The organism is Nonomuraea antri (assembly GCF_013283785.1).
Taxonomy (GTDB): Bacteria; Actinomycetota; Actinomycetes; order Streptosporangiales; family Streptosporangiaceae; genus Nonomuraea; species Nonomuraea antri.
In genome coordinates this window covers 1-23,726 of the sequence record NZ_JABCPZ010000020.1, presented here as the reverse complement: position 1 = coordinate 23,726, position 23,726 = coordinate 1, and the positions used below count along the sequence as shown (strand labels likewise).

At 65.4% G+C, this 23,726-nt stretch carries 25 protein-coding genes; 6 read left to right on the top strand and 19 right to left on the bottom strand.

Annotation, left to right across the window (positions count from 1 at the left end; all coding sequences use genetic code 11):
* Positions 1-9: 9 nt before the first annotated feature.
* Positions 10-255, bottom strand: coding sequence for a hypothetical protein (locus HII36_RS09660; RefSeq protein WP_173522753.1), 246 nt, complete (start codon positions 253-255; stop codon positions 10-12).
* 288 nt (positions 256-543) lie between these two features.
* Between HII36_RS09660 and HII36_RS09655 the strand changes: the two genes are divergently transcribed.
* The gene (locus HII36_RS09655; protein ID WP_173522752.1) at positions 544-4,485 is read left to right on the top strand and encodes a tetratricopeptide repeat protein; all 3,942 of its coding nucleotides are present in this window, start codon (positions 544-546) and stop codon (positions 4,483-4,485) included.
* 79 nt (positions 4,486-4,564) lie between these two features.
* Here the strand turns inward: HII36_RS09655 and HII36_RS58600 are convergent, their stop codons facing one another.
* The 12 genes from HII36_RS58600 to HII36_RS09595 all read right to left on the bottom strand — a co-directional run bounded on the left by HII36_RS58600 (position 4,565) and on the right by HII36_RS09595 (position 14,251).
* Entirely contained in the window at positions 4,565-5,887 is a 1,323-nt protein-coding gene (locus HII36_RS58600; RefSeq protein WP_173522751.1) for an AfsR/SARP family transcriptional regulator, read from the bottom strand.
* Between the two features lie 1,066 nt (positions 5,888-6,953).
* On the bottom strand, positions 6,954-7,379 hold the full coding sequence (locus tag HII36_RS09645) for a hypothetical protein (RefSeq protein WP_173522750.1): 426 nt from the start codon (positions 7,377-7,379) through the stop codon (positions 6,954-6,956).
* Entirely contained in the window at positions 7,376-7,807 is a 432-nt protein-coding gene (locus tag HII36_RS09640) for a TadE/TadG family type IV pilus assembly protein (RefSeq protein ID WP_173522749.1), read from the bottom strand. The genes HII36_RS09645 and HII36_RS09640 overlap by 4 nt, the downstream gene beginning before the upstream one ends.
* Complete coding sequence (locus HII36_RS09635) at positions 7,804-8,205, bottom strand: TadE family protein (protein WP_268959482.1); 402 nt, start codon at positions 8,203-8,205, stop codon at positions 7,804-7,806. Before HII36_RS09635 ends, HII36_RS09640 begins: the two co-directional genes overlap by 4 nt.
* Positions 8,206-8,218: 13 nt before the next feature.
* On the bottom strand, positions 8,219-8,428 hold the full coding sequence (locus HII36_RS09630) for a hypothetical protein (RefSeq protein ID WP_173522747.1): 210 nt from the start codon (positions 8,426-8,428) through the stop codon (positions 8,219-8,221).
* 12 nt (positions 8,429-8,440) lie between these two features.
* Positions 8,441-9,289, bottom strand: coding sequence for a hypothetical protein (locus HII36_RS09625; RefSeq protein WP_173522746.1), 849 nt, complete (start codon positions 9,287-9,289; stop codon positions 8,441-8,443).
* Positions 9,286-9,807, bottom strand: coding sequence for a type II secretion system F family protein (locus HII36_RS09620; protein WP_268959483.1), 522 nt, complete (start codon positions 9,805-9,807; stop codon positions 9,286-9,288). The genes HII36_RS09625 and HII36_RS09620 overlap by 4 nt, the downstream gene beginning before the upstream one ends.
* A 333-nt stretch (positions 9,808-10,140) precedes the next feature.
* Positions 10,141-11,532, bottom strand: coding sequence for a CpaF family protein (locus HII36_RS09615; protein WP_173522744.1), 1,392 nt, complete (start codon positions 11,530-11,532; stop codon positions 10,141-10,143).
* Entirely contained in the window at positions 11,477-12,280 is an 804-nt protein-coding gene (locus tag HII36_RS09610) for a ParA family protein (protein WP_173522743.1), read from the bottom strand. Before HII36_RS09610 ends, HII36_RS09615 begins: the two co-directional genes overlap by 56 nt.
* Complete coding sequence (locus HII36_RS09605; RefSeq protein ID WP_173522742.1) at positions 12,281-12,952, bottom strand: SAF domain-containing protein; 672 nt, start codon at positions 12,950-12,952, stop codon at positions 12,281-12,283.
* A gap of 1 nt (position 12,953) precedes the next feature.
* Entirely contained in the window at positions 12,954-13,739 is a 786-nt protein-coding gene (locus HII36_RS09600) for a hypothetical protein (RefSeq protein ID WP_173522741.1), read from the bottom strand.
* The gene (locus HII36_RS09595; protein WP_173522740.1) at positions 13,721-14,251 is read right to left on the bottom strand and encodes a hypothetical protein; all 531 of its coding nucleotides are present in this window, start codon (positions 14,249-14,251) and stop codon (positions 13,721-13,723) included. Before HII36_RS09595 ends, HII36_RS09600 begins: the two co-directional genes overlap by 19 nt.
* A gap of 287 nt (positions 14,252-14,538) precedes the next feature.
* On the opposite strand from HII36_RS09595, the gene HII36_RS09590 reads away from it, so the two are divergent.
* A complete protein-coding gene (locus HII36_RS09590; RefSeq protein ID WP_173522739.1) occupies positions 14,539-15,576 on the top strand; it encodes a MinD/ParA family ATP-binding protein in 1,038 nt (345 codons plus the stop codon).
* Between the two features lie 9 nt (positions 15,577-15,585).
* On the opposite strand, the gene HII36_RS09585 is transcribed toward HII36_RS09590, so the two are convergent.
* Positions 15,586-16,263 (bottom strand): hypothetical protein, encoded by a 678-nt coding sequence (locus HII36_RS09585; RefSeq protein ID WP_217369333.1) that lies wholly within the window; start codon positions 16,261-16,263, stop codon positions 15,586-15,588.
* 159 nt (positions 16,264-16,422) lie between these two features.
* Here HII36_RS09585 and HII36_RS09580 point away from each other — a divergent pair, with 159 nt between their 5' ends.
* From HII36_RS09580 to HII36_RS09570, 3 genes are all read left to right on the top strand, one after another.
* Positions 16,423-16,863 (top strand): hypothetical protein, encoded by a 441-nt coding sequence (locus HII36_RS09580; RefSeq protein ID WP_173522738.1) that lies wholly within the window; start codon positions 16,423-16,425, stop codon positions 16,861-16,863.
* 99 nt (positions 16,864-16,962) lie between these two features.
* Entirely contained in the window at positions 16,963-17,247 is a 285-nt protein-coding gene (locus tag HII36_RS09575) for a hypothetical protein (RefSeq protein WP_173522737.1), read from the top strand.
* Between the two features lie 25 nt (positions 17,248-17,272).
* Positions 17,273-18,358 carry a hypothetical protein gene (locus HII36_RS09570; RefSeq protein ID WP_173522736.1) on the top strand — a complete coding sequence of 362 codons (1,086 nt, stop codon included), beginning with the start codon at positions 17,273-17,275 and terminating at the stop codon, positions 18,356-18,358.
* A 123-nt stretch (positions 18,359-18,481) separates the two neighbouring features.
* Here HII36_RS09570 and HII36_RS09565 read toward each other — a convergent pair whose 3' ends face one another.
* Both HII36_RS09565 and HII36_RS09560 read right to left on the bottom strand, forming a co-directional pair.
* Positions 18,482-18,721 carry a hypothetical protein gene (locus HII36_RS09565; RefSeq protein ID WP_173522735.1) on the bottom strand — a complete coding sequence of 80 codons (240 nt, stop codon included), beginning with the start codon at positions 18,719-18,721 and terminating at the stop codon, positions 18,482-18,484.
* A gap of 742 nt (positions 18,722-19,463) precedes the next feature.
* Positions 19,464-20,453 (bottom strand): DUF2637 domain-containing protein, encoded by a 990-nt coding sequence (locus tag HII36_RS09560; RefSeq protein ID WP_236003345.1) that lies wholly within the window; start codon positions 20,451-20,453, stop codon positions 19,464-19,466.
* A gap of 220 nt (positions 20,454-20,673) precedes the next feature.
* Here HII36_RS09560 and HII36_RS09555 point away from each other — a divergent pair, with 220 nt between their 5' ends.
* Complete coding sequence (locus HII36_RS09555; protein ID WP_173522734.1) at positions 20,674-21,264, top strand: hypothetical protein; 591 nt, start codon at positions 20,674-20,676, stop codon at positions 21,262-21,264.
* Positions 21,265-21,600: 336 nt separating this feature from the next.
* Here HII36_RS09555 and HII36_RS09550 read toward each other — a convergent pair whose 3' ends face one another.
* The 3 genes from HII36_RS09550 to HII36_RS09540 form a co-directional block, all read right to left on the bottom strand.
* On the bottom strand, positions 21,601-21,873 hold the full coding sequence (locus HII36_RS09550) for a hypothetical protein (RefSeq protein ID WP_173522733.1): 273 nt from the start codon (positions 21,871-21,873) through the stop codon (positions 21,601-21,603).
* A 161-nt stretch (positions 21,874-22,034) separates the two neighbouring features.
* Positions 22,035-22,925: a phosphotransferase family protein gene (locus HII36_RS09545; protein ID WP_173522732.1), complete on the bottom strand. Its 891-nt coding sequence runs from the start codon at positions 22,923-22,925 to the stop codon at positions 22,035-22,037.
* Positions 22,922-23,365: a glycine-rich domain-containing protein gene (locus HII36_RS09540; RefSeq protein WP_173522731.1), complete on the bottom strand. Its 444-nt coding sequence runs from the start codon at positions 23,363-23,365 to the stop codon at positions 22,922-22,924. Before HII36_RS09540 ends, HII36_RS09545 begins: the two co-directional genes overlap by 4 nt.
* Positions 23,366-23,726: the final 361 nt, after the last annotated feature.

Here is a 23,726-nt window from a genome sequence, read left to right as displayed (position 1 = left end):
GGACTCGGGCTACAATGCAAGCGGCGGGCCGTCGGCGATTGCCCTCACTACGAGCCCTAACCAGGTTACAGCCCAGCTCTTGGAGCTTCTCGCACGCTTCCGTGGCCTTGCCTTCAAGAGCTCGCCCGCCGTCTCGCGGATCTTTTCGTGCGTCTTAGCCGCCATATCGGCGTCGATGCCGCCGATGCGCTGCTTGCCCGACAGCTCACTGACTGCGGTGGGCGCGCTGGTTTGGCTGCCCGACATGGCGCTCATCGACACTTCCTTGCCCGTCCCACTGGCGCTGGGGGCTCACGACACACCGCTCAGCCAAGAGGAAAGGCCGTTGCACCGTTCCCTCATGGGAAAATGTGTGTTTACTCGGTGCCAGCCCTTCGATATAAGGTGTCTCGCGCCCAACTGCTGCGATCAGCGAAGTGGTGATGACATCTGACTTCGACCGGTAGCGCCAAAGGCCACGCAAGCGCCTACTCCACAGGTGGCGGCGGCACGGTCCTTGAACATTCGTATGGGGCAGCCCTTCTCGCTTCGCTGTTGCTTGAGATGCCCGTGCTCGGGCTCGGCAACGACGTGGCTCCTGCGGAGGTGCACTTTCAGCAGGCAGCCAATTCATCCGTAGACGATCTTGTCATCGTTGGCCAGTGTCTCACGGGTACCAGAAGGCTGTTCATCGGGGTGCGGCGCGATCCGGTCATCGGACCGAAAAACTCGCCGTTCATCGCGCTCCTGGTGGATTACCTGCGGATGCTGGAACAGCATCGGCCAGAGTTCGACGCGGATCGTTGGCGGTTGGCTCTCGCTGTGGCTGGTCCGCATACCGCTTCCCAGGAAGTAAAAAAGCTCGCCGAGTTCGCCCGTGGGCAGCCTGATGATCAGGCCTTCCGTGCTGCGGTAGACGTTCCAAGAGCGGTGAGCGGCAACGTGCGGCGACGACTTGAGCTCATGGACGCCGTCGTCGTGGCAGCTGCGGCACAAGGCGGGTTACCCGTGGCGAACGAACTCACGTGGCGTCTGCTGAAGGCCTTGCGCATCCTCGACCTGCGTCTTGAGGGCGACGACGCGATAGATCGAACCAATCTCATCCAGCACCTGATGGCGCGTGCCCCGAACGTGGCAGCAGCCGATGACTTGTGGCGCTATCTGGTCAGCCTGTCGGCCGGATACGCGACGAAGTCTGCCCAAGTGAACCGCGCAATGCTCTTGCGTGATCTCGGGTCCCGCCTCCCAGTCCTGGAGGCCGCCTCACTGCAAGCGCCGGATCAGCAGGAATTCGACGATCGACTGATGAACCTCCCGCCGGTGCACGCTGCGCGGCTCCGGCAGGTCTGGCGAGATGATCAACCATCGACCTGGCGTCTCGTAACAGCGTTGACCACCATAGAAACCTCTCCCATCGAGGTCATACGTTCCTGGGAGAACTCGACACCCTCGTGGTTACTCGATGCCCCATGGCAGATTCAGGTTGCGGCTGCGGACTTGGCTGTCGGGTACGGGGGAAGATTCCTCGCTGCCGCCCTGTTTCGCGCGGCTGCAGCGGGAGAAGCTGAGAGACGAGGCTACTGGCTCGCACGTTCGGTGATCCTCTACGACGACGGCGAACGGCCCGCGGACGCGGCCGCTGCACTGGCCGAACTGCGATCTCCCGGCACGGCGTTGAACGGCTACTCGCGCGCGGTTGATGCCCTCTTCAGGGGAGACGCTGCTACCGCATCACGTGAACTGAGTTCGTGGCATCCCCAAGATCCTAACGATCGAGGGAATCGTGTTGCACTACTGCTCCGGGTCATGTCCACGGTGGACGGCGCCATCGTCATCAACCGCACAACACTCGACAAGGGCATCCAGCTACTCTGCTCCGTCCTCCGGGATGAGTGGTTCACTGGCCTGGCAGTCGCCTGCGCTCGCTTGCTGCTTCTCCGAGTAAGACGCAGCGAGTCGACGAACTCTGACGGAGATTTGCGAGAAGCCAAGCGGCTCGCGCTGCGTGCGCGCAACGATCGCCGCACCTACCGAGGCGACAGTGTCGAGCCGACCGAGCTGGCCTGTCAGGCTGCGGCCCTCAGCTCTGATCCCCGGGCGGCAATCGCGATAGGCACGCTGGCCGATGACGGCGCGACCGAGGATGAAGCCGCCTCATCAACCGTCCGGGAATATGTAGCCATTTCGGCGATACAGCTTGGGGACCTGGCTCTCGCGGAAGATTGCATCAGCCACGTTACCCATGCGGCACGCCGAGCCCGCCTCGACGCGCTCCTTGCCGAGGCCAGAGGAAACGACGCCCAGCCCTACTGGCGGCATGCCGTCCACTTGGCCGACGACGATGAGCAATTGGCGGAAGGACTGGCCGGGATGGCGCACTCCGGGGCTGCAGTGCTCCCGAGGATAGACGAGTTCGCCGCGCGTCAGCCTGAAGCAGCGAATGAGATCCGAGCCCTCCAGGAACTAAAGACGGGTGACGCCAAGACCGCCATAAGCCGCCTGCGCACGCGCCGTCGCGTCTCAGCAGGGGCAGCCTTCACCTTGGCTAAGGCCTACCAGGCTATCGGCGACGTCGAGAAGCAGGTTCGCACTCTGCTGGACGCTGCAGAGGACTTTCGCGAGCCGTCGTTCAGATTGAACGCGGCGGAAGTCTTGGCGCGTGCTGGTCGTGGCCCCGAGGCAGAGCAGGAGCTGAATGCACTGCTGGCTGCCGCGCCAGGAGACTGGAGCGACAGGCTAGATGCGCTACGTCTGGCGGCTGAACTGGCCTACGCCGATCACAAGCCTGAGCGCGCATCCGAACTACTCGAAACAGCCCTGAGAATTCAACCAGACCACGCAGAAACGCGATGGGCGCTTGTGCGCATGCGTCTTCAGCGGGGAGACCTCGATGAAGCATGGGTCGCACTAAGCAATGCGCCAAGACCTCTCGAGCCGGCCAGCATCTCTGAGGGCGAACTGTGGGTTCATCTCCATCGCCGCTTCGGGGACCCGGAAGAGACGACATCTGGCTGCCTACGCCTGTTGCGCAGGTTTGGCGACTCCGAGCAGTTCAGCGCATTTGTGTTGACTAACCTCATCATGCCAGGGCCATGGTCTGAAGGGCGCACAGAGGCCCAGATCGCTCAGATGCATGCCCAGATGTCGCTCTTTTTCTACCGCTGGCCGGAGAGTCGGCTGATCGAGCGCTTGGAAACTACCGACCTCGAGGCCCTGGCCGAAGAACTGACAAATCGGGTCCGCCCCAGCGATGAAGCGCTACTCGAACGGCGTCGCCTGGTTCGTGGTCTGCTCCTGGGCGTGCTGCCGCTGTCCATACTGGCGCAAGCAACGAGACGCAGCCTCGCGGAAGTTACGCTCCGGCACGGCGTCAGCGTTCTTCCTGCCCGTCATCCAGACCCGCAGGAAATTGCGGCATGTGCGGCAACCGCAGCAACCTCCATTGACCAGGATCTGGTCGTTGACACCAGCGCGCTGGTGTCGTTCATAACACTGCCGCAGGACGTGCGTGAGGCCGTTACTCGGTGTTTCGCACGAGTGATGACCACGGACGACGTCAAGCGTGACGCGCTGGTTGCCCACGAAACTCTCCTGCTTCGGAGCACGGACACGCTGTTCTATGACGAGCGAGCCCAGGCGAGGCGTTCCGCTTCCATCAGCGATGACGAGGCAGACCGCTTGGCGCTTGAGGCACGGAAGCTTCTTGAGTCCGTCGACGCCCTCGCGCGGCACCCGCGGCCGGTGCCCCACGTAATTGAGACGCATGGATTTGCTGCGTTGAGCGCCTGGGCCTCTCCTGCCGATCTCGCGAGAGCTCGGGACATCGCGCTATGGAGCGATGACCCATCGCTACGCGCCATTGCGCGAAGATTCAACCTTCATGCCACCTCGACACCGGCAATCGTGAGGCATCTCGCGAACACGGGAGTCATCACAGCGAAGCAGCACGAGGACACCATTCGGACTTTCATTCGCGCCGGCATCGGCATGTTCCCTGTGGAAGAGCGACGCCTGCTCGAACTGGCAGAAGAAGACCGATGGACACCCGGATGCGTTGCGGCCGTCTTGAGCCAGCCCTCCGCCTGGGCCAACACGGTTGCCACCGCCACTCTTTTTTCCAAGATACTCGCGCAAGCTCGCACCCAGAGCCCAGAAGGGATCCAAGCATGGCTCTACCAGGCGACAAAGGGTGCTGTGCTCGCCAGCCGGAACGGCATCGCCGCATCAGAGTCCGCCGCCCGGCTCCTCACGCTCGCACTCCACGTAGCTGCCGCTCAAGGAGAACGGGCAGGCCAGCTTGTTGCGGCGTGCCGAGAAGCGCTGGATTACGTCGCCGATCCTGACCAGCCCGCGATTCCTGATCCACTCCCGACCTGCGCTGTCTTACTCCGGGACAGTTATAGCAAGGCGCTCGCCTTCGGACTTGCGACCCGGTACGTGATCGGCACGTTCTCGGCGCTTTCCGAATCAGACCGGGGAGCTGTGGTGAAAGCTCTACTTCGCTGAGGATAGAAGCGATGGCGATGGCACCATGCGCAAAACGATCTGTGGGATCCGAGTGCGCGGGACTGCTCGGCGCCTCGGGTCAGGGCTGGGATCCGAAGGCGGCGAGCCGATGCTTCAGAGCTTTGGCGGTACGGCCGGCTTCGGCCTGGAGCCCGAGGCGCCGTTGAAGTGCGATGAGATCGTGATAGGTCTCCTCGCTGTCCGGATCAAGCGTCAGTGCTTGCGCCAGGAGTTCCATCGCCCGATCGGGATGAGACTCCTCCTGTAGTCGAGCGAGCTGGACCAGGGCGTCGGCCATGGCTCGCGTCAGCGGCCACCCATCCCGTTCGCACCAGTCGAACTCCGCACCGTCCAGGGCGACGCCGCGGCACAGCCGAGCGACCTTCTCCAGCACTTCGATGCGTGCCTCATCGTTCTCTGCGGCGTGGGCTTCGGAGAGCAGCTTGTACAACCTCCACACGTCTACATCGATCAGATCCTCCATGATCCAATAGCGATCGTTCTCGTGACGGATGAAGAGCTTCTCCTTCAGGCCGGTCGCCTGTTTCAACGGATCCCGTAGATGTCGCAGCGTGCTGTGGAAGTCTCCTGGGAAGTCACCTGGCCACAGGACCTTGAGCAGATGCTTGCGGGTCGCGCCGGGGTGCAGCGCCAGGTACACGAGCAACTCAAATGCCTTCTCCCTGCGCGCCAGGGGGATGAGGCGATCACCGACCCGCACCTCGGGCGGGCCGAGTAGCAGGAGGGAAACGGGCGGGCTTTCACCTTCCTGAGCGGCGAGCGATTGCTTCGGGATTTCCGGCGCGCCTCGATGCCGAGACTCGGAAGGGAGATGGTTGTTGTGAGCCCCGTGGCTGGCCGCGATCAGCCGACCATACTCGGCCGCCTGGCTTTCGGTGATATGAACAAGGCATGCGTTGTTCAGCCGGCCCGCGAGTTCTCCTTCTACCGCGATGACCTGCCCTTCTCCATCCACGTGGCAGGTCGTTCCCGATGGCCACCGGCCCAGCAGCAGCCCCCCGATTCCATACGGCTCCGCCAGGCGTAGCAGTGACTCCAGTCGCCGGTTGGGCCGTTGGTCCAGGGCGGCGACCAGCACGATCGCGGGGAGGACATCCCCTGGGTCCGCGGCGCGAAGGGTGCCGATGTCGTCCGCTTCCCGCTCGAAGAGAATGCGCCCTCTCGTGAGATACGCCTCTTCGAGGCGGGCGTGGGCTTCATCAGGGGTCGCGGCGAGCGTCAGACCCGGTAGCGCGTCGGCTTCGGTGAGCGTGCGCAGAAGCTCCAGCGGAATACCGATGGATCGTGCTGGCTTGAGCTTCGGTGATGATGATCTCGACTCGATAGTGGTCGGATTGCTGCAGCAGGTCCAGAACGAGTGCTCGTAGAACGTCTTCGGCACCGGCGCCGGTGAGCCCCAGGTTGAGCCCGGACAGGTCCAGTGCCACCTCGCTGCCGTCCGGGTGTCGTCCCACCGTCTGGCGGGTCGGGATTTCCGAGGAGAATGATGACCGGATCAACTCCTGATCGCTGGGCTGCTCCTCCGGTGGGAGGCTCTTGAGGTGGTGTCGTCTCAGCGCTTCGACGGCCGGCTCGGGTTGGGGCTCGGCCATCACCTGGATCGGGTTCGCCGGGCTGAGGCGTACGGTGTCGTTTGCGCCGCCAGAGCCGCGATGCGGCCCAGGCGGTGCTGATGCCGGCCGCGAAAGCCATGGTCACCATGCCGCCACCGGGTACTTCGACAACGATGACCGTCTGACGCGGGCTTGATTCTTTTGCCGGCTCGGTGACGTGAATCTGTGGCGGCAGGTCCGGAACGACCGCGGGCATCGGCGCACGATCTCTATGGAGTGGCATACCGGGGAGCTTCAAGGCCCAGCCGGGATGGATGAGATCAGGGTCGCGGAAGACACGCCCGTCACCCTGACGCTCGCCGGCATTGAGCTTCCAGATCTTGAGCCACTTGCCAGGGTTGCCCAGTTTCCTCGTCGCAATGGTGGAAAGGGTGTCGCCCTCCTTGACCATGTGGATGCGCGGTTCAGTTACGGAAGGAGCGACCTCCAGGGGATGCGGCGGAGCCGAGGCTACGACGGCGGGCGGAACAGATGCAGACACGGCGGACGCGCTGGCGGCGAAGGTGATGGTCGCGATGAGTCCTGCCGCGAACCATTGCATCCAGCCCAGGCCGGGCAACCTCGGTGCCAGTTTGAGTCCCCGTAGTCTGGCCACGACCTCAGTGACCACCGTGAAGGCGAAGAGCAACCATGCAGCCCAGGCGATCAAGGTGACGAAATCCCAGAACAAGGCGCCATCATCCGGCGCGAGCAGGGCGGTACCGAGTTCGTCGATCGTCGGCATGTGGTCAGGGAGCGGCAGCCCCGCGAGCAGGTAGAGGGCAATCGGCGGGCCCACGCTCAGGAGAAGCAACGCCAGGGCCGCCAGCGTGGCTCGGACGACGCGAATCACGATCATCGCTCGCGCCTCGACACACCGGTCGCGAGGTCGGCCGTAGTTCTGGCGGTTGCCGTGACCTCGGAGATCCCGACCATGGAGAGCAGGTAGGTGCTCTTGGTGACTGTCACGGTGACCCTGACGGTCTGAGGGCCTGCGAGACCGACCGTTCCGGCATGGCCACTTTTGGCGAGATAGGCACGTGCTGCTTGAGCACCTGCTGCCGCATCTACCACGAAGGGTCTTCCCGCATACGCGGCAGCCTGGTCCACGAGCCCTGCTCCCGCTCGTGCCGCTTCCTCCGCCACCCCGACGGCTTCCCACCCAGCGCGCAACTTGGCACCACCGTCGACGGCCAAACCGGCGAACGCCATCAACGTGACGATGAAGATCAGACTGTACGGCGTCACCGATCCCCGCTCGGCGTTCCAGCGCTCCGTCACTCTTGTCTCCCCCGGTACGGGTCCAGCGGGCTGGTGAAGCTGGCTTCGCGCACCATGCCGCCACCGAAGCCGGGGAATCCGACGTCCTCGAGCGGGACCGTGCATGACACATGCGCGACGACCACAGCCGGCGTTCCCGCCTCTTGCGCGAACCCGCCTGTTTCCGTGTCCACAGCCAGCGCCTCGCAACTGACGCCACGACTGCGTAGCGATTCCTCGGCGCTGGAGGCGGCGTTCGCCTCCGCTTCGCTCGCGGTACGTGCCATCGATGCCTGTCGCGCGGCATCGCGCGCGGCGGCTTCGACGGCCGCCGTGGCCACGGTGATACGCCCGACCACGACGGCGAACATCAGGACCAGCGCGATCACCGAGATGATGATCGTCGTTTCCGCGGTACTGCTGCCGCGCTCAGCGTGCGGATCCCTCATCTCGTTCTCGCGGGCGGGTTGAACTCCTCGATGACGCCCGCGGCTTCCTCCTCCACCGGGATGGACGCCAGGAACGGCACCAGTGAAAGCGACTGTCCCGCGACCATCACCCGGACGTTGTCGGGTCCCGTCTCCTTCATGGAGGCGCTGATCCCGGACAGGAATCCGCCCGCCGTCTGCTCGGCGTACCGCTCGGCGACGGCCGCACCCGCAGTACGGGAGGCGTTTTCGGCGCGAGAGGCACGAACTCCTTCCTGTGCGGCGGCCAGGGCCACCGATCTGGCGAAGTACAACAGGATCACCTGCATGCAGGCCAGGATCGTGAGCATCAGCACGGTCAGCACGATCGCCACCTCCGCCGTGGATGTGCCTCGATCTGAGTCGTGAGCTGATCGCATCGTGGGCTCCTGGTCACAGCTTGATGCTGTTCGCCTTTTCGATGATCTTGGCAGTCACGATGGCCATGGCGGCGATGGCGACCAGGACGAGGGCACCGATGAGCACCATCAGCTCGGCGGACATGCCGTCGTCCGGATGCTTGCGGGCATGCTCGATGCGGGAGCGAAGGAGCCGCATGAGAGCCAGCCAGTACGCGGCCTCCGGGGGTAGGTGTCGGCGCATGCGCAGTCCTCCTCAGCTGGCGAAGATCCGGTAGAGAGCGGGGAAACAGACGAGCAGCAAGAACCCGATCACGGTCGAGCTGATGGCGATGGGCATGTCGCTGGTGCGCGCGTTCGCCTGCGCGCGGGCATTCGTGAGGGCCGCGGTCCGCATCGACTGCGCCTTGGCCAGCAGGGTGGTGAGGACCTGGGCACCCTCGGTGCCGGCGTCCTCGGCGATGTCGGCCAGGTCGGTGAGCTCGCTGACGCCCATCCGCTCTCCGAGCTCGGCCAGCCCACGCCATGGCTGGTCCCCGGCGCGCCTGGCCTGTTCGAGCACGGCGGCGATGCGCAGGAAGACCCAGCCGGTGCAGATGTCGACGGGCGCTTGCAGGGCCTGGGTGGGCGCGGCACCGGCCGCCCGTTCCAGGGCGACCATGTCGAGATACGTCGACAGCGCGACGCGGAACTCGGCCCGGCGTTTCGCCGCTTCGCTCCTGGCCGCGATGTCGGGGAAGAGTCCGAAGACGCCGCCGATGATCAGACCCGCAATGGCGGGGACAGCCCAGGGAAGTGAGATGCCGGTCAGCGCTGCGGCGACGTTGAGCATCATCGGCAGGAGGAGCCCGAGGGCGGTGAAGCCGATGCGCTGCAGCGCGAAGCGTTCGACCGAGATGCCGAGCAAGGCCAGGTCGGCGCGCGGCACGGGGAACCGGGCGGCGAACGCAGCCAGCCGTACGGGCATTCCATGGCCCGTCAGGGGGATCCCGGCCAAGCGGGCGAGGGCCGCATCAAGGCGAGGGCGGCCGGGGAACAGTTCGGCGATCAACAGGGCGAGCCCCAGCCCGGCCAGACAGCCGCCGGTGATGGCCAGGGTGCTCATTTCCGACCCTCCTGGGAGAGGAAGCGCTGACCCGGAGCGGCGTTGCCCAGCCGGTGCAGCCACCACACCGCCAGCCCGTAGAAGGCGGCCACGACGGCCAGCACGACTTGGCCGATCGGGGTGGAGTAGGGGGCGACGTACGCTCGCTGCCAGACCGCGAGGGAGGCGAAGAACGCGAGGATGATGACGATCCAGCGGACCGTGGTGCGGTGCTCGGCGCGGGCCGCCTCGACCTCTCTGCGATCGGAGACGTCCTTGGCCACGAGTTCGGCCAGATGGGACAGAACCACCCCGGCCTTGTTGCCTCTGCGCCGGGAGACCAGGATCAGCGCGGCGGCGATTCGGTCGCCCACTGGGTCGTTCAGCTCGTCGGCGAACTGTCGCAGGGCTTCTTCTGTGGGGATGCGCGACACCGACACCCGGCGTCCCAGGTTCGCGACGGCGGGCGCGATCGGCGCGGAGAGGTTGCGTGCGGCGCTCTGCGCCAAGGCGTGTTCCGGTGCTCGGCCTGCTTGCAGCAGTCACAGAGCCGCCGGGTCCACTGCTCCAGCGCTTCCAGCTTCTGGATGCGGGCGGTCGCGGCACGTCCCGAGATCACCCTGGGCAACGTCACTGCCGCCAGTGCGGAGGCCACGACTGCGACCGGCCAACGCGTGACGAGCCACACGGCGGTTCCCACCGCGACGGCGATCAGCAGATTCAACCGGGTCGCGGGCCGGGAGAGACTCGTGAGCAATCGGCTGGGTGGACGGGCCTCCTGGTGGTTGGCACGCCTGGTGAATTCTCTGATCAAGAGGATCAGCCCGGTAAGAATCGTCGAGGCCCCAGCCCAGCTGTGACGGCGGAGAGGTTCATGTCACCTCCCAGGTGGCGTTCCGAGCGTCCAGCAGCGCTGGATCGAAGCCGGCCGCGATGAGCCGGTCGAGGCACTGCGGAGTGATGTCCGGCATGGCCCGACCTGCTGGACCGGTCGGGCTGTAGACGGTGTTGCGACTGGGCAGGTCGTTGTCGCCGGGGGCCATGACCTCAAGGACCTCGCTGACGAACCTGGTGTGGGTGTCGGGATCCATGCGCAGATGAACGACCAGGTTGATGGTCATGCCGGTGTTGAGGTGGATGACCGAGGCCGGGGTGTGCACGCCGCTAGGGCCGCGTGTCCACAACATGACGATGCGGTTGAACACCTCCTCCGCGCCGTCCGCGTGAATGGTGCACATCGAGCCGGGATGGCCGGTGTTCATCGCCTCGAACATCGCGGTGATCTCATCCGCCCGGACTTCGCCGACGAAGATCCGCTTGATGTTCTTGCGGAGCGAGTGCGGGATCAGGTCGTTCAGCGAGATGGCTCCCGCGCCTTCGCTGTTCGGCTGCCGGGCCTGGAAGGCGACGACGTTGCGGTGGCGGTGCCTGAGCTGGTGGAAGAACAGCTCGAAGTCGCTCTCCAGCGTGGCGATGCGTTCCATCGGATCGATGACGGAGGAGAAGGCGCGCAGCGCGGTCGTCTTTCCCGCCGCGGTCGCACCGCTGATCATAATGTTCAGGCGCGCCTTCACCGCAGCCTCGATGAACGCCCGCACGCTCCGGCTCACCGTGCCCAGCCGGTGGAGATCAGACATAGTGACATCGACCAGCCGGTGGCAGCGCAAGCTCGCGTACGGCCGGGGCGTCACCGACATCGAGGCGCTGAGCCGCACGCCGACCCCGTCATCGCCTTCGCCCGGCTTGAGCGCCGCGTTCAGCAGCGGGTTCGCTTCGGAGAACTCACGCGGCGCGTACGCCTTGTGCAAGGCCCACATCTGGATCTTGCGTACCAGATCCTCGTCGGAGGCAGCCAGTGCCGGGCCTTCCTCGCACGTCCCGTCGCTGTAGGTGATCCAGACCTCGTCGTGCCCGTTGACGTCGATGCTCTCGACGCGGCTGTCCCTGATGTACGGAGTGAGCATGCCGAGCTCGAACCGCTCGTCCAGAACGGCGTCGACCAGGCGCCGCTGAGTCGCGAAGCTGATCGCCACATCGTCACGAAGCCGATCCTGAACCCAACGCTGAACTCCCGCCTGCACCGCCTGCCGTGCCGACTTCCTGTCCGTTGTCTCCTTGAGGTCGTCGGCCACCATGTCGCTGATCGCCCGGACGGCTTCACGCATGGCCGCGTCGTCCAGGTCGTTCTGCTGTGGCGGACGGACGAACTCATCCGCCTGAAGGTCGGCGGGCGGCCATTGCGGACTCGGCGGCCAACTGCTCATCGGGTCGGTTCCTTTCGGCCAGATCGCGCATGGCCGCGCCCAAGGCGGATGCGTCACGGATGAGAGAGGAGATCCGTACCGAACGGCGTGTTCGTCTGCCGTCCGACAACACCTCGGCGCAGCGGCGGGACCAGGGAAGCATCCCGATGACCGGCAACCCGTACAGCGCCTGACTGACCTGTCTCAGGCTGTAGTCACCGGACCCGATGAGGCAGAGAGCGACAGGGACCGCGGTTCCCACAACCCGCCCGAGCGCCTCCAACCTGGGCCGGGCATCGTTGATCTGCCGCAACGTCGGACGTATCACCAGAACGGCCACGTCCGAGGCGGCGATCAGGCGCAGTGGAGTGTCGGGCCTGCCGAGGGCGCCCACGTCCGCGACGACGTCGATCGTGTCGGTGGTCGCGCTTCTCAGCACGTCCACGACGGCGTCCCAGTCGACTTGGGGTGCGTGTCGAGGATCCTTGAGCCCCGGCAGGAGCAGCCACTCTCGCGCTTCCTGATCAAGCGAGACCACGTGCTCCCACAGGACCGCCGGGTTCGAGCTGTGCGCGATTCCCAGCGCGAGGTCGAGCAGACCTCCCGGGATGCCGTCCGTCTGCCCGCCCAGGAATCCGGCGAGGACGTTGCCACCCGCCGGGGCGCATTCGGCCAGCAGGGCGCGTCCACTCCAGGCGTAGGTGACGGCGAGGGCGGTGGTGGTCACGCCCGGCGAACCACTCGCGCTCATCAGCGTGTAGATCGCCATTCATGGCCTCCGTGGGGCGAGGAGCAACACCATCTCGCCACTTCCTGCCTGCTCACCCAGCGCGGTGGCGTGCTTCTCGTCCACCAGGAGATCCACGACCACGAGTCCGTCAGCGCTTTGCGGCACCACCTTGTCGACGACGGCGGGAAGGGGAGGCCGCGCGTCCTTCGCGCCGTCGGTCGCATCGAAGGTCACGACGACCACGTCACCTGGTCTCAACCCGCGCCCCGGTACGCGACTCGGTTTGACGGCCACCGGGACGAGTTGGGTGCCCGGCAGTGGGCTGATCACCTCTGTCACCACGGCGGGGCTGAGCAGCGTGCCCACCGGCAGGTCCGTCGTGGCGCGTCGTCCCACGACCCTGCCGAGTTCGCCGGCCGGGACGGTCAGGACCGTTGAGTCGGCCGCGACCATGGTGGTGGTCAGGTCCGCTCGGGCCACTTGCTGACCGGCAGGGACGGTCCGTCCCATCACGACGACGGGCCGGCGGTCGCTCAACTGGATGACTGCCTGGGCTCCGGCGATGCCTCCCACCACGACGATGAGCAGGGCGAGCGCGATCATTCCCGCTCGTCGCTGCCGAGGCAGCTTCGGCGTGGTGGCGATGGCAACAGGGGGCGGCGAGCCGTTCGCCGTTGCGGTGGGCGGGCTGGGCAGATGCTTTCTGGCCACCTCAGCTACCTCCTTGCGGCTGGATCAGCGCTTGTCCTTCGGCGACCCGGAGCGGGAACGTGATACTGGTCGTGACCGGCGGCAACGGCCCGCCAGCGCCTCCCGAGCCGACCCAGTCAGCGGTCCAGGTGATGGACGCTCTCACCTGGTACTGCTCGCCCGGCAAGCCCGCGCTGGACCGGGTGAACATGAGGCTGCAATCCGTCCGCTGCTTGCCGGGCGGCTTCTTCGGGTCGTACGGCTTCCCCGGTCCCTTGCAGGTGATGGCGTCCTGGCCGGAACCCGGCTCGATCGTCAGGTTCACCGGCGTCGCGGTCACTTCGGCCCACACCGGTCCAGCCGTGGCTCGCTCGCTGATGGGATGCCATTGGCCTGGTTCGATCCAGAAGAAGTGGCGAAGGCCGACAAGCCCATCCCTGCTGCGCGGTGGAGCCGTGCTGATCTTCGGCTTCGAAGGCGCCAGTCTGCGCCGCGCCTCTTCGAGCAGCATTTCGGGAGTCACGGCCGGAGAACCCTCGCCCGGAATGACGGTGCCGAAACGGTTGGCCTGACCGTTGGGGCCACTGCGGCACTGCACATAGGTCTCCCCGTTCGCCCCGCGGAAGCTGAAGCAGTCGGACACCGTCCCACCGCGTGTGCCAGGGTTTCCCGCGCCTGCCGGCGTTCCGGATTCGCGTTCGGCGAATCCAACCCAGCCGCCGCCCCAGGGGTAAGCCCCCTTGTCGTCACTGGTGGACACGAGGCCGAACAGCGTGGCGACGAGCGCGGTCAGGACGGTGGCGTGCATGACTCGTCCTTAATGTGCAAGCTCGCCAGACGCCAGCGCCCGTCCTTGCCCCGTTGGAGCGTGGCCTCGATATTCGCGAAAGCCTTGCCCGACTTGGCCGACGAAACGACCTGACCAGAGCGAGTGGTTACGAGATGCGCGCCTGAAACACCCTGGCAGTCGACTACCTTCGCATCGCCGCCAGCGATCCAGACCTCCTTCACATGTGGGCTCACCTGGCCTGCCGGCTCCTGGCCTTTGTCACGCATCTTGCGCACGCCGTCGACAAGGTGGTCCAGATAGGCACCCATCACGTAGGCCTTGAGCAAGGCTCGCGCCTGATCTGGATCTTCCTTGCCCGCCTGAGCAAGCACCTTCCAGTACTCGATGTACGTCTGCTGGACCCGTTCATGCGTCGTGCGCGGAGAAGAGACGGCCACCGAGGGGACCGACGCCGCCGGAGTCGCGGTGATGGGAGGCAGGGCCTCTTTCTGCCCCTGACACCCACAGACGGCCACGACAACCAGCGCCATGGCCGCGCTCATGCGCGAGCGAATTGCTCAACAAGCCGACATAGTCACTCTACGTGATGATTCAGTCGCGGAGTGCAGAGTATGCCTCCATCGATGGTTCGACAAGGCTCCATCGAGACCACTACCAGGGAGTTATCCGGAACGTAATCAGCGGCCCGACCAAATATGGGGCTATGAGCGCCTTCATCTACCTTGTCTACCAGCGTGAATGCCGAGGTTTAGCAAATGGCTGGCTACGGTACCCCTTCTCCAATGATTGACACGATCCGTAATCAGCGGAGGTCACCGTGGCCTACGACCCAGGCTCGGAAACTCAGGACATTCGCGTTCACCCCAGGCAGGCAGGTCGCCTGACTCCTGAACTACTCCTCCGCACCAGACGCCGTGCACCCGCCAATGGATGGCGCCGGATCGTCTACAAGGCGACAGGCGGCCTGATCCACCCGGGCGAGAATCCAGCGGAACTACGCCGGAGAGAACTCATCGGACGAGCCCGGACCCCGGTCGCCGGCGGACATCATCGGGTCGCGGTTCTCAGCCTCAAGGGTGGAGTCGGCAAGACCACGACCGCGGTCGGCCTGGGCTCGATGCTCGCCTCCGTACGTGGTGACCGGGTAATCGCGGTAGACGCGAACCCCGACCGGGGCACGCTGTCCGACCGGATGCGACTGGAGACGCCCGCCACCATCCGGGACCTGCTCACCGAGCTGACCACCATGGGAAACCCTCGCTACGCCGACGTCCGCGCCTTCACCTCGCAGTCCACATCCAGCCGTTTGGAGATCCTCGCCTCCGCGGAGGACCCGGAAGTTTCCGAGGCGCTCAGCGCCGACGACTACCGGACCGTCGCCCGACTGTTGGAACACTTCTACTCGATCTGCATCACCGACTGTGGCACCGGCCTGCTCCACTCGGCCATGTCCGCGACGCTCGACCTCGCCCATCAGATCGTGCTGGTCACCATCCCCTCCGTCGCCGCTGCACGGTCTGCCGACGCGACGCTGGACTGGCTGGAAGCGCACGGTCATGCCGATCTCGCGAGATCCGCGACGGTAGTGCTCTCCGGCGTGCACCGGAGCAGTAAATCCACCGTGGACATGGACGCCCTCCACGGGCATTTCACCGACCGTTGCCGCGCGGTGGTGACCATCCCCTTCGACCCGCATCTGGAAGAAGACTCGGAACTTGACCTCGACCATCTGTCCACCGACAGCCGGGAGGCATACCTGCTGTTGGCGGCAGCCGTCGGAGACGGGTTCACGAGACCCCATTCGGACGAAAGGGTCGTCGTGCCCCGCGCCTTCGGCAAGCCGGTGGACTCCTGAGTCGGCCGACTACCGGAATTCCGGCACTTCCACGATGACGATCTGACCCGTTGAGGCATACGCGGCGACCGCGGTGGAGACGTCGCTGTCCACGATCACGGTGACCTGACCAGTGGGACCTCGACCGGCGGTCTCGACCTGGTCGACCAAGGCGCGCTGGGCGAGCAGCGTGCCTTCTCTTCCTGCCGTGACGCTCGTGCCGGGAACGTGAATGACCTGCACTCGCTGGCCGACCTTCAGCCCGTCGGTTACCTGCCCCGGCTTGAGCGCCAGACCGACGCGCGCCTTGCCCGGCACCAACTCCTTGCTTGCAGGGACGGCCATGCCGCTGGTGAGCAGAGTCCCGGGAAGCAGGGTGACACTCGCGAAGGTCTTGGCGACCTGCTCCCGATCCCTCCAGAGCCGGTAGTCCCCGCCGGGATCGGCGATCAACGCCTCCTGCATCGCCTCGGGCTCGATCGGCAGCCCTGCTCCGACGTACTTGACGACGCGGATCACCGACGTGCGTTCGTCCGCCCGCATGACCAGGACCGTCGAGGCCAGTGCGCCACCCAGGATCAGCAGCACGGCGAGGGTCGCCAGGGCCGGACGCCGCTCACGCACCGACACCGGCAGCGCCCGCGTGGTCGGGCTCGTTAGCGAGCCAATCGCCCCAGCGTGTGTCTCTGAAGCCTGGACGTCGCGCAAGCTTCCCCTCCTCGTCCACATGAAGGCATAGCGTGCCTGCCTCGGGCTGCGGCTGAGGCCGAACTCATCAGCAGGGGCTCCAGTAATCGGCGCAACCAGCCTTTAAGGAAAACCGCCCCCCATCACACACCGTAGTCACGGCCTTCTCAGGGAGAGATCATGCGATCTCGCCACCAGAGGCCCGACCACATGCATCTGCGCAGAGCCGCCACCGTGTTCACTGCCGCCCTCGCGGCGGGGATCTCCTCCGTCCCCACAATCGCCAGCTCAGAGGATTGGAGCAGCAGCATCTCCGGAGGCAAGGCCGTGGTTGACGCGGATCGACGAAAGATCACCGTATGCGACCACGACAGCAACGACGGCATTCGGGTCAAGGCTGAATTCTCGACGGACAACCCCATCGATCCGACGGTCTATGTCGTCGAAGCGCCTCAAGGAGGCTGCGCCGACGACCGGACCTACATCAGCTGGATCTCCATGTTCAAGGCATGCTCTGCGCGCGGGAAGAACCCGGTCTTCAGTGGAACTGCAACGAACCGATCCGGCCTCGACCCCGCTGAGCCAGAGGAGCCGTCATTACCTTCCCTCACGAGCAGCTGACGTGAGGGGCAGCGGACCCCGGCCAGCTGTAACAGTCTTCCCCCGGTTCAGCGTCTGCGACGGCTCGGATCGTGCCGAAATCCCAGCAAGCAGGCTAATGTGACCTTCGCTCAGCGCCTGTCCGGGCGAGCAGAAGGGGGATCGACAAGCATGGCCTTAGACTTCGACACCCGCACGGCACCGCGCAACCACGCCGAGCTCAAGAAACTGGTGCAGGCGGTCCGCAGTGCGAGCAAGGCCGATGAGACATTCTGGCTGGAATGGAAGTCTGACCTAGACCTGAATCCAGCGGACAAGGTGGACAAGAGCGGTCGCGCGCATGTGGCCCGAGCCATCATTGGCTTCGCCAACCGCATGCCTGACACAGCCCACCCGATTCGCTGAAGGCTTCGGGTTCCTCCTGGCTGGAGTGAGCCCCGAGGGCACGAAGGGCGTCGCCCAGCATGACATCACCGAGTTGGTTCGATGGATCGAGCCCTACGTCGGCGAAGAGATTCGCTGGCAGCCGACCTACGTGGAAATCGAGGGTGACAGCGGACCCGCCTCCATCCTGGTCGTCACCGTCGATCCGCCCCGTTGGGGTGACCCTATCTTCTGCATGCGCAGGGAGGTGACCTCGACTTCGAAAGACAAGAGCATCCCCGAGGCAACGGTCTTCGTTCGCCGGGCAGAAGGAACGACCTCCCGCGCCAAAGCCGTTGATCTTGACACGCTCAGTGAAAGGCTGGTGCGCCGGGCACCTACCCTCGATCTGGAGGTGGCGTTGCAAGAGGGAACAGTGGTCCCGGTGACCATCACCGAGTCCGACGTCGACAAGGTGTTGCACTTCCTGGAGGACCAGGCGCTGAAGCCGCTCAGGGAACATGAGAGTAGGTCCGGCTCTCTCTTCGGGCCGGCAATGGAGTCTCGTTCGCCCCAGCGCTACCGCCAGGAGGTAAACCGCTACCTGCGAAAGTGTCGTGCGGTGCTGCCTGAAGCCGTTGATGAGGCGACTGCCGCCATCATTGACCCCGTCGTGTTGCGCCTGAGCAATCGAACGGACACGCCCCTGTCGAGCGTCCAAGTCGTCCTCCACATCCACGGGGACGTGCGGGCTTTGGAGAACGAGGAGGGTGATCAGACAGGTTTTGTGTACTTCGAGCGCGCCCTGCCTGAGCTACATCGGTACGGCGCCTTCCCTCATTTCCCCATCCAGACGGGTGCTTTCTCTGGTCTTCAGCCTGTTCATGCGGGAGCGTCTATCCGGATCGACAACTCCGGGCCAGTGATCATCCACTTGCCACCCGTCGAGCTCCGTCCGAGGCAACACGTTGACCTGGAGCCCTTCGTTCTCATCGGAGGGGAGGTTGCGGTCGGAGACATATCCGTGGAGTGGATCGCGACTGCCACGAACATGAATGGGCTGGTGAACGGGCAGTTGGCGCTCAGCTGTGATGGCCCCCGGTCCTTCCTCAATGTGCTCGCCGCTGATCTGCGCCCTGAGCGAGACCGATGATGTGGTGGTCGGCCAGGACACGGTGGACGGTGGGGCGGCCGCGGCGGGGGCGGAGCGGACCATCACGTCGTCGTGAATGAGGGCGAAGGCGTGGGAACATCTCCAGTGCCGCGGCGACCCGGATCACCGGACGGCAATCGTCCTGGCCGTGCGCGGCGTGCCAGCCGAGCACGCACAACAGAGGTCGCAGCCGCCGGCGAACAGGAAGTCGTGACTGGCCCGGGGTATCTCGTCCGACAGACGGTCGCCGGCTGCGGCGGCCACCTTGTCTCGCATGAATGCCCACAGCACCGTCTCGATCTCGTGGCGGATACTCGGCAGGCCCGGCTCGGAGACGGCGGTACGGGCCACACAGGTGGTCACGACCTCCTCCGATCACGTCGCCCAGCGGCCGACAGGCTGCACCGGTCGGGATCGCGAACCCTGGCACTCGGTGCAACGTTCGCTTCGCTGAGGACCGAGCGTTCGACCACCTATCACGCGTAGATCCTCGCGACGTACGACTGACTCATCGCCTGACAGCTGCCCTCCACAACGTTACATAAAGCAACCTATTGCCTACCAAGGCGCATAAAGCGGGTGAAAGGGGCACATGATCCCGAGCTGTATTCGGGGGCCGGAGATCATTGACGGCTTTCGAAGGGCATCATCGGCACCCCATCTATCTCTCACCCCTCAATGAGAGGCCAACCACCGCTGACTTCCACGTCTGACTGCAGCGCTGGAAACACCCAGCAGATCGACGCCACTCCGGCCGAAAGCAGCAACCGACATAGGCACCCGTCGCCTGCTTGACCCCGTTAACGTCTTCATCACCCCTCAGATCGAGACGTGATCCAGGCAGACCAGCCAGACCCAACCACAAAGGCCGACGGCGTTCCATGTTCACCTGCGGATGAGCGAGATCGTTCAAGAGGATCAGGGACACGTGTGTCCATCCTGGAGAAGCAAAGTCATCACCCATGCGATGGCGCTTCGGAACCATCGACCGACCTTCTCCCCGGCCGAGCGCGCGTCGGACGGGACCTCGCCGACACAGACGCAGACCGATTGAGCGAGCCCACCTCGTCCATCGGCGGGCTAAGTCCCACTCCCGTCGTCCAACTCACCCCCCAGTCCGGCTCTCTTCACCATCCGCCCCCATCGAGGCGACCGCTCGAACTGCTGCGCAATGGCCCGGCCAGTCGGCATCGCTCCAGTCTCTGTTCGCCTCGAACACGCCCACTGCCATGCCGCTCGCTGCAGCACCCGCTCGCCGGGCTGCAAGGTGCAAACCGGCATGACCATCAGTCAGCTCCTCGTCCACCCCTTGTGGATGCAAATCACCCTCTGGACGCCTCCTCTTCGTCGCGGCGTGCCGACGGATCTGGGTCATGAGCATCTCGTACGCGCCGATCAACGCGAAGCTGGGCCAGCCAGCGATCACCCGGCCGATTAGGGACGGCTCGGCAACAGCGATGTTCGCGCCCAGACTGGCCAGACTGCCGAGAACGAGCATGGTCCAGGGCAAGACACCACCCCGGGCACCGGAACGGCTGGCGAGCAGCAGCGACATCGAAGCCGCCACGATCGTCCCGTCCACCGCGAGAGGAATAAGAGCGGCAGCCAACCGATCCTCTCCATGCTGCAGGGCGAGTTCGTGCATGTGCCGGAAAGAGACCACCGCAGCGATCAGGGCCACCAAGAGCACGCTGGCGGTCGTCACGCCCCAGATCCACTTCTCCGGGCTTCGAGACACGGCAGGTAGCGACTCGGAGCACTTGGCGGGTTCGGGATCGCTCGCCTGCCCCAAGGGAGGCGGAGTCAGGTCATGCCTGATGATCAGCGCCATGGGATCACTGCCCCACAGCGGATCGGTCGCGCTGACTACGCCGCACAGGAAGCCTGTAAACAGCTTCGACAGTGGAACTGCGCGTTCTTTGTCTGGGCGCTGAACCGCGCCCAGGCAGTGAGGGAGATGTTCCCCCTGTTCTGTGTGCCCCCTGCAGGATTCGAACCTGCGCACCCGGCTCCGGAGACCGGCCACAATCACGGCTTTGACCTGCAAAAACGTCCCGTACGCCAACCATTCCGTACGCCGGTCGTACGTGATCATGCTCTAGGGCCTCTTCGAGAGGGCAAAATGCGCCCCTACGCGAAAGACTGAGGACATGCCCGTTCGGGCGTCATCAGCAATCTGAGCGCGTCCCCCGGCAGCTTCGCACCAATCGTCTGCGTTCCGGAGGCATGGCCGCAGAGGAGCGGTGCCAACCCTCGGGAAGCAGCCGAGGCGGAGAGCTGACGTGACGCATCCTCGTGATCGTAGGCTGCGCGTTATGGACACTGAGGGAACATTTCTTCGAGAGACGGACGTGACTGAGGTGCTGGACACTGTACTCACCGCGGTGCGTCCCGTGGACACCGATGTCGTCTACCGTCTGGGCGGTACGAGCGCAGCCCTATTACAGGGTGTTCAGCTTCCTGTCGGGGACATCGATCTCTTGGTGGCGCGACGGCAGGACGTGGATCGGTTCTCCGCCGCGCTCGCCTCGTTCCCCTGCACGCATACCGCCTCGTGGCTTCCGGACTCCTTGCAGTACTTCGCCAGGTACGAGGTGCGCGGGGTCAACGTGGAGATCAGCACCACTGAGCGACAGGTCGACTCAGACGGGATGGAATGCGTCGGGCGCGGCCCGTGGGAGCACTACCTGTGGATCGCGTGTGGATCGCACCAAGTGCCTGCGGTTCGTCTGGAGCTGCGGCTGGCCACGGAACTCCTGCGGGACCGGGCCGACCGTTACGAACCCCTCCTCGACCACATGAGCGCCAACGGGTGCGATCCTGACCTGCTGCATCGCGCTCTCAAGGACCAGTGCGTGCCGGCGGACCTGCGACGCCTGGCTTGGGACCGCCTCGTCATCCGGTGACGCGACACCAGGATGCCCGGGTCTGAGTGAATCTCACCGCCTCAACAAGCAAGCCAGATCGCTCATAAAGGCAGCGCCGCCAGGCCAGCAACCACCACAGCAGGCACCGCTTCTCGTACGTCAGGTGGGTCAAGGGCCGGATGTGCCGCGCTCTTCCCTCGCTGACACGCCACGGCGGCGAGCACTATCCGCAGAATCCGCAAAATCGCCAAGAGGGCTATAACCGCAGGCCAATTGGCCTGCATAGATGGCTCCGTTCCCAGCTCCAGACGCATCGCAAATCCCGCGTTATTCCGCAGAATTGTCAGTGTCAGCCCGTTCAGGCAACCCGGTGACTCAGGAAGCCGCGCAGAGCTGAGGGCTTCCGTCTGACCACTGCGAGAGGTAGCGGCAGACGTTGCGACGGCTGCGCTGCCAGGTGCAAGTGAAGGCGAGTTGCAGAGGAGAGTCGGCCGTCAGCTCCGGCAGGACGCCGAACGCCATCTCCTCGAACGTCAGGTTCGGCAGCGGTCGCGCGTGCCAGCCGCCATCAGGGCTGCGCCAGACGTAGAACCGCTTGAACGCGCCGCAGAGGTCCGGATTCAGCTGTGGACGGGGTGAAGCTGCCATCTGGGGTCCGTCTCTCGTGGTTCTTCCAGGTGAACAGGGTCTTGGTGGCCAGGCGGGCCCAGACTGACATGCGGTGACCGCAAGTGGCCCCACCCCAGGCGCATCCCAGGGTGGGGCCGCTTCGCCGGCGACATCCCACTACGGGATGCCGCACGCCTGGGTCAGTTCTTGGCCAGGTAGTACGCCAGCCAGGCTTCACCGGCTTGGGCGGCGAGAGCGCGGGCCTGGCGCACTTCTTCCGGCCCGTACCTGGCCTTGTAGAGGCGGAACAGCGTCCACAGAGCGGTCAGGCCGCTGATCGCCTTGGACCGGTTGTGCTGCCAGGACGGCAGCGCGCGCAGCAGCTCGTCAACCTCCTCCGGCGTGTGTCCGGCCTGGACGAGGCGCGGCGCGAACAGGGCCGCGTCCAGCCACTCCGCGCCCTGAGCGGCGAACGCCCAATCGACTACCCACACGCACCGACCCGAGACGAGCAGGTTGCTCTCGCTCAGGTCGTAGTGGACCAGCGTGTCACCGGCCAGTTCGGCCGCGTCCCAGCCGTCGAGCGCGGCCAGATACAGCTCGCGGCCGTCCAGACCCGGCTTGGCGAGCAGGTGTCTGCCCTTGTTCAGCAGGGCTTCGACGTTGTCGATGACCGGCGTGGCACCGGCCGGAGCGGGCGTGAGCTGCGTGCCCAGCAGTGCGAGCGTGTCCAGCACCCGGGGCAGGTCGTCGGAGCCGGGCGACAGGTCGGCGTGGCGGGCGTTGTCGTTGATGTACTGCCACGTCGTGGCGTACCAGCCGTCCATCGTGACGCTGCCCAGCAAGCGAGGCGCGGGGATGTCGGCGGGAAGGTGCCCGCCTGCCCACCGCTCCCGCTCGTGCAGGACCGCGCCGGGGTCTCTGGCCTCAATCGCCTTGAGGAACACCTCGCCGCTCTCGGTGTGCAGCCGAGCGGCCAGGCCGGGCATGATGCCGCCGCTGACGGTCTCGGCCTTGAGCACCGGCCCGACCTGCGCTTGTACGGCATCGCGGACGGAGTGCGGGAGTGATTCCCAGTCGGGTCGGGTCATGGCTGGAATCCTCCGTACGGGCTGGGGTCGTCGGCGCAGCCCTGATAGCACTGGCTGCACTGGGCGGGCAGCAGCCACAGGCCGGGCTGCACGGTCACGCCAGCGGCGCGCATGGCCTGGACGGTGCGTCCGATCCTGGCCACCGCCGCGGCGTGATCGCCGGTACCGGGTTCATCGGGCGTGTGGTGGATGAACCGGCCCGCGACGGCCTCGCAGAAGGCAGCGTAGTCGCGGGTGTGCAGGATGAACTGATGCCACCCCAGGTCCACCTGTGGGGACGGGGTGAGCGCCGCACCAGGGTTGAGCGCGCAGGTGTACAAAAACCCGAGCGCCTGGTCCATGATCCGTTCCGCCTCCTCCACAGGCGTGTCGTGCTCGATCGAGACGCGAGCCGTGAGCCGAGAGAACAGGTCAGGACTGATCAGACTACGGCCTTCCATGACGCCGTCCTTCGGTGGAGACGTCGCCGACGATGTGTTCATGCGGTGCTCCAATCAGGGCGATCACGTGCTGGACGATGCGGAGTGAGACTCGGGCATCACCTCCTCGGCGCTCAGCGAAGCCGGCCCCGGCCCACCGGCGGCGGCAGCAGCGGTGGGCCGGGGTGCACAGGAACGCCAGCCATGCAGGAGCGCGGCCTGCTCGGACAGCGCGAGGTGCAGGGCGTGCGGGCTGGTTGCGTCCACGGAGGTGGTGTACGAGTTTCACCTGGTCACAGGCGTGCCGCCGGGAAATGAGGACGGTCATCGCGTGATCCTTTGAATGCGACACTTCAAGATCAAAGGAGACACGTGATGACCG

Coding starts and splice junctions, on each gene's coding strand:
- HII36_RS09595 (WP_173522740.1), bottom strand. CDS start 14,251: ATGGCGCTGGTTGTCGTGGCCGTCTGTGGGTGTCAGGGGCAGAAAGAG.
- HII36_RS09550 (WP_173522733.1), bottom strand. CDS start 21,873: ATGGCAGCTTCACCCCGTCCACAGCTGAATCCGGACCTCTGCGGCGCG.
- HII36_RS09615 (WP_173522744.1), bottom strand. CDS start 11,532: ATGAGCAGTTGGCCGCCGAGTCCGCAATGGCCGCCCGCCGACCTTCAG.
- HII36_RS09560 (WP_236003345.1), bottom strand. CDS start 20,453: ATGATCACGTACGACCGGCGTACGGAATGGTTGGCGTACGGGACGTTT.
- HII36_RS09540 (WP_173522731.1), bottom strand. CDS start 23,365: ATGGAAGGCCGTAGTCTGATCAGTCCTGACCTGTTCTCTCGGCTCACG.
- HII36_RS09625 (WP_173522746.1), bottom strand. CDS start 9,289: ATGAGCACCCTGGCCATCACCGGCGGCTGTCTGGCCGGGCTGGGGCTC.
- HII36_RS09635 (WP_268959482.1), bottom strand. CDS start 8,205: ATGCGATCAGCTCACGACTCAGATCGAGGCACATCCACGGCGGAGGTG.
- HII36_RS09630 (WP_173522747.1), bottom strand. CDS start 8,428: ATGCGCCGACACCTACCCCCGGAGGCCGCGTACTGGCTGGCTCTCATG.
- HII36_RS09600 (WP_173522741.1), bottom strand. CDS start 13,739: ATGCACGCCACCGTCCTGACCGCGCTCGTCGCCACGCTGTTCGGCCTC.
- HII36_RS09640 (WP_173522749.1), bottom strand. CDS start 7,807: ATGAGGGATCCGCACGCTGAGCGCGGCAGCAGTACCGCGGAAACGACG.
- HII36_RS09655 (WP_173522752.1), top strand. CDS start 544: ATGCCCGTGCTCGGGCTCGGCAACGACGTGGCTCCTGCGGAGGTGCAC.
- HII36_RS09555 (WP_173522734.1), top strand. CDS start 20,674: ATGGACACTGAGGGAACATTTCTTCGAGAGACGGACGTGACTGAGGTG.
- HII36_RS09545 (WP_173522732.1), bottom strand. CDS start 22,925: ATGACCCGACCCGACTGGGAATCACTCCCGCACTCCGTCCGCGATGCC.
- HII36_RS09660 (WP_173522753.1), bottom strand. CDS start 255: ATGAGCGCCATGTCGGGCAGCCAAACCAGCGCGCCCACCGCAGTCAGT.
- HII36_RS09610 (WP_173522743.1), bottom strand. CDS start 12,280: ATGGCGATCTACACGCTGATGAGCGCGAGTGGTTCGCCGGGCGTGACC.
- HII36_RS09580 (WP_173522738.1), top strand. CDS start 16,423: ATGCGATCTCGCCACCAGAGGCCCGACCACATGCATCTGCGCAGAGCC.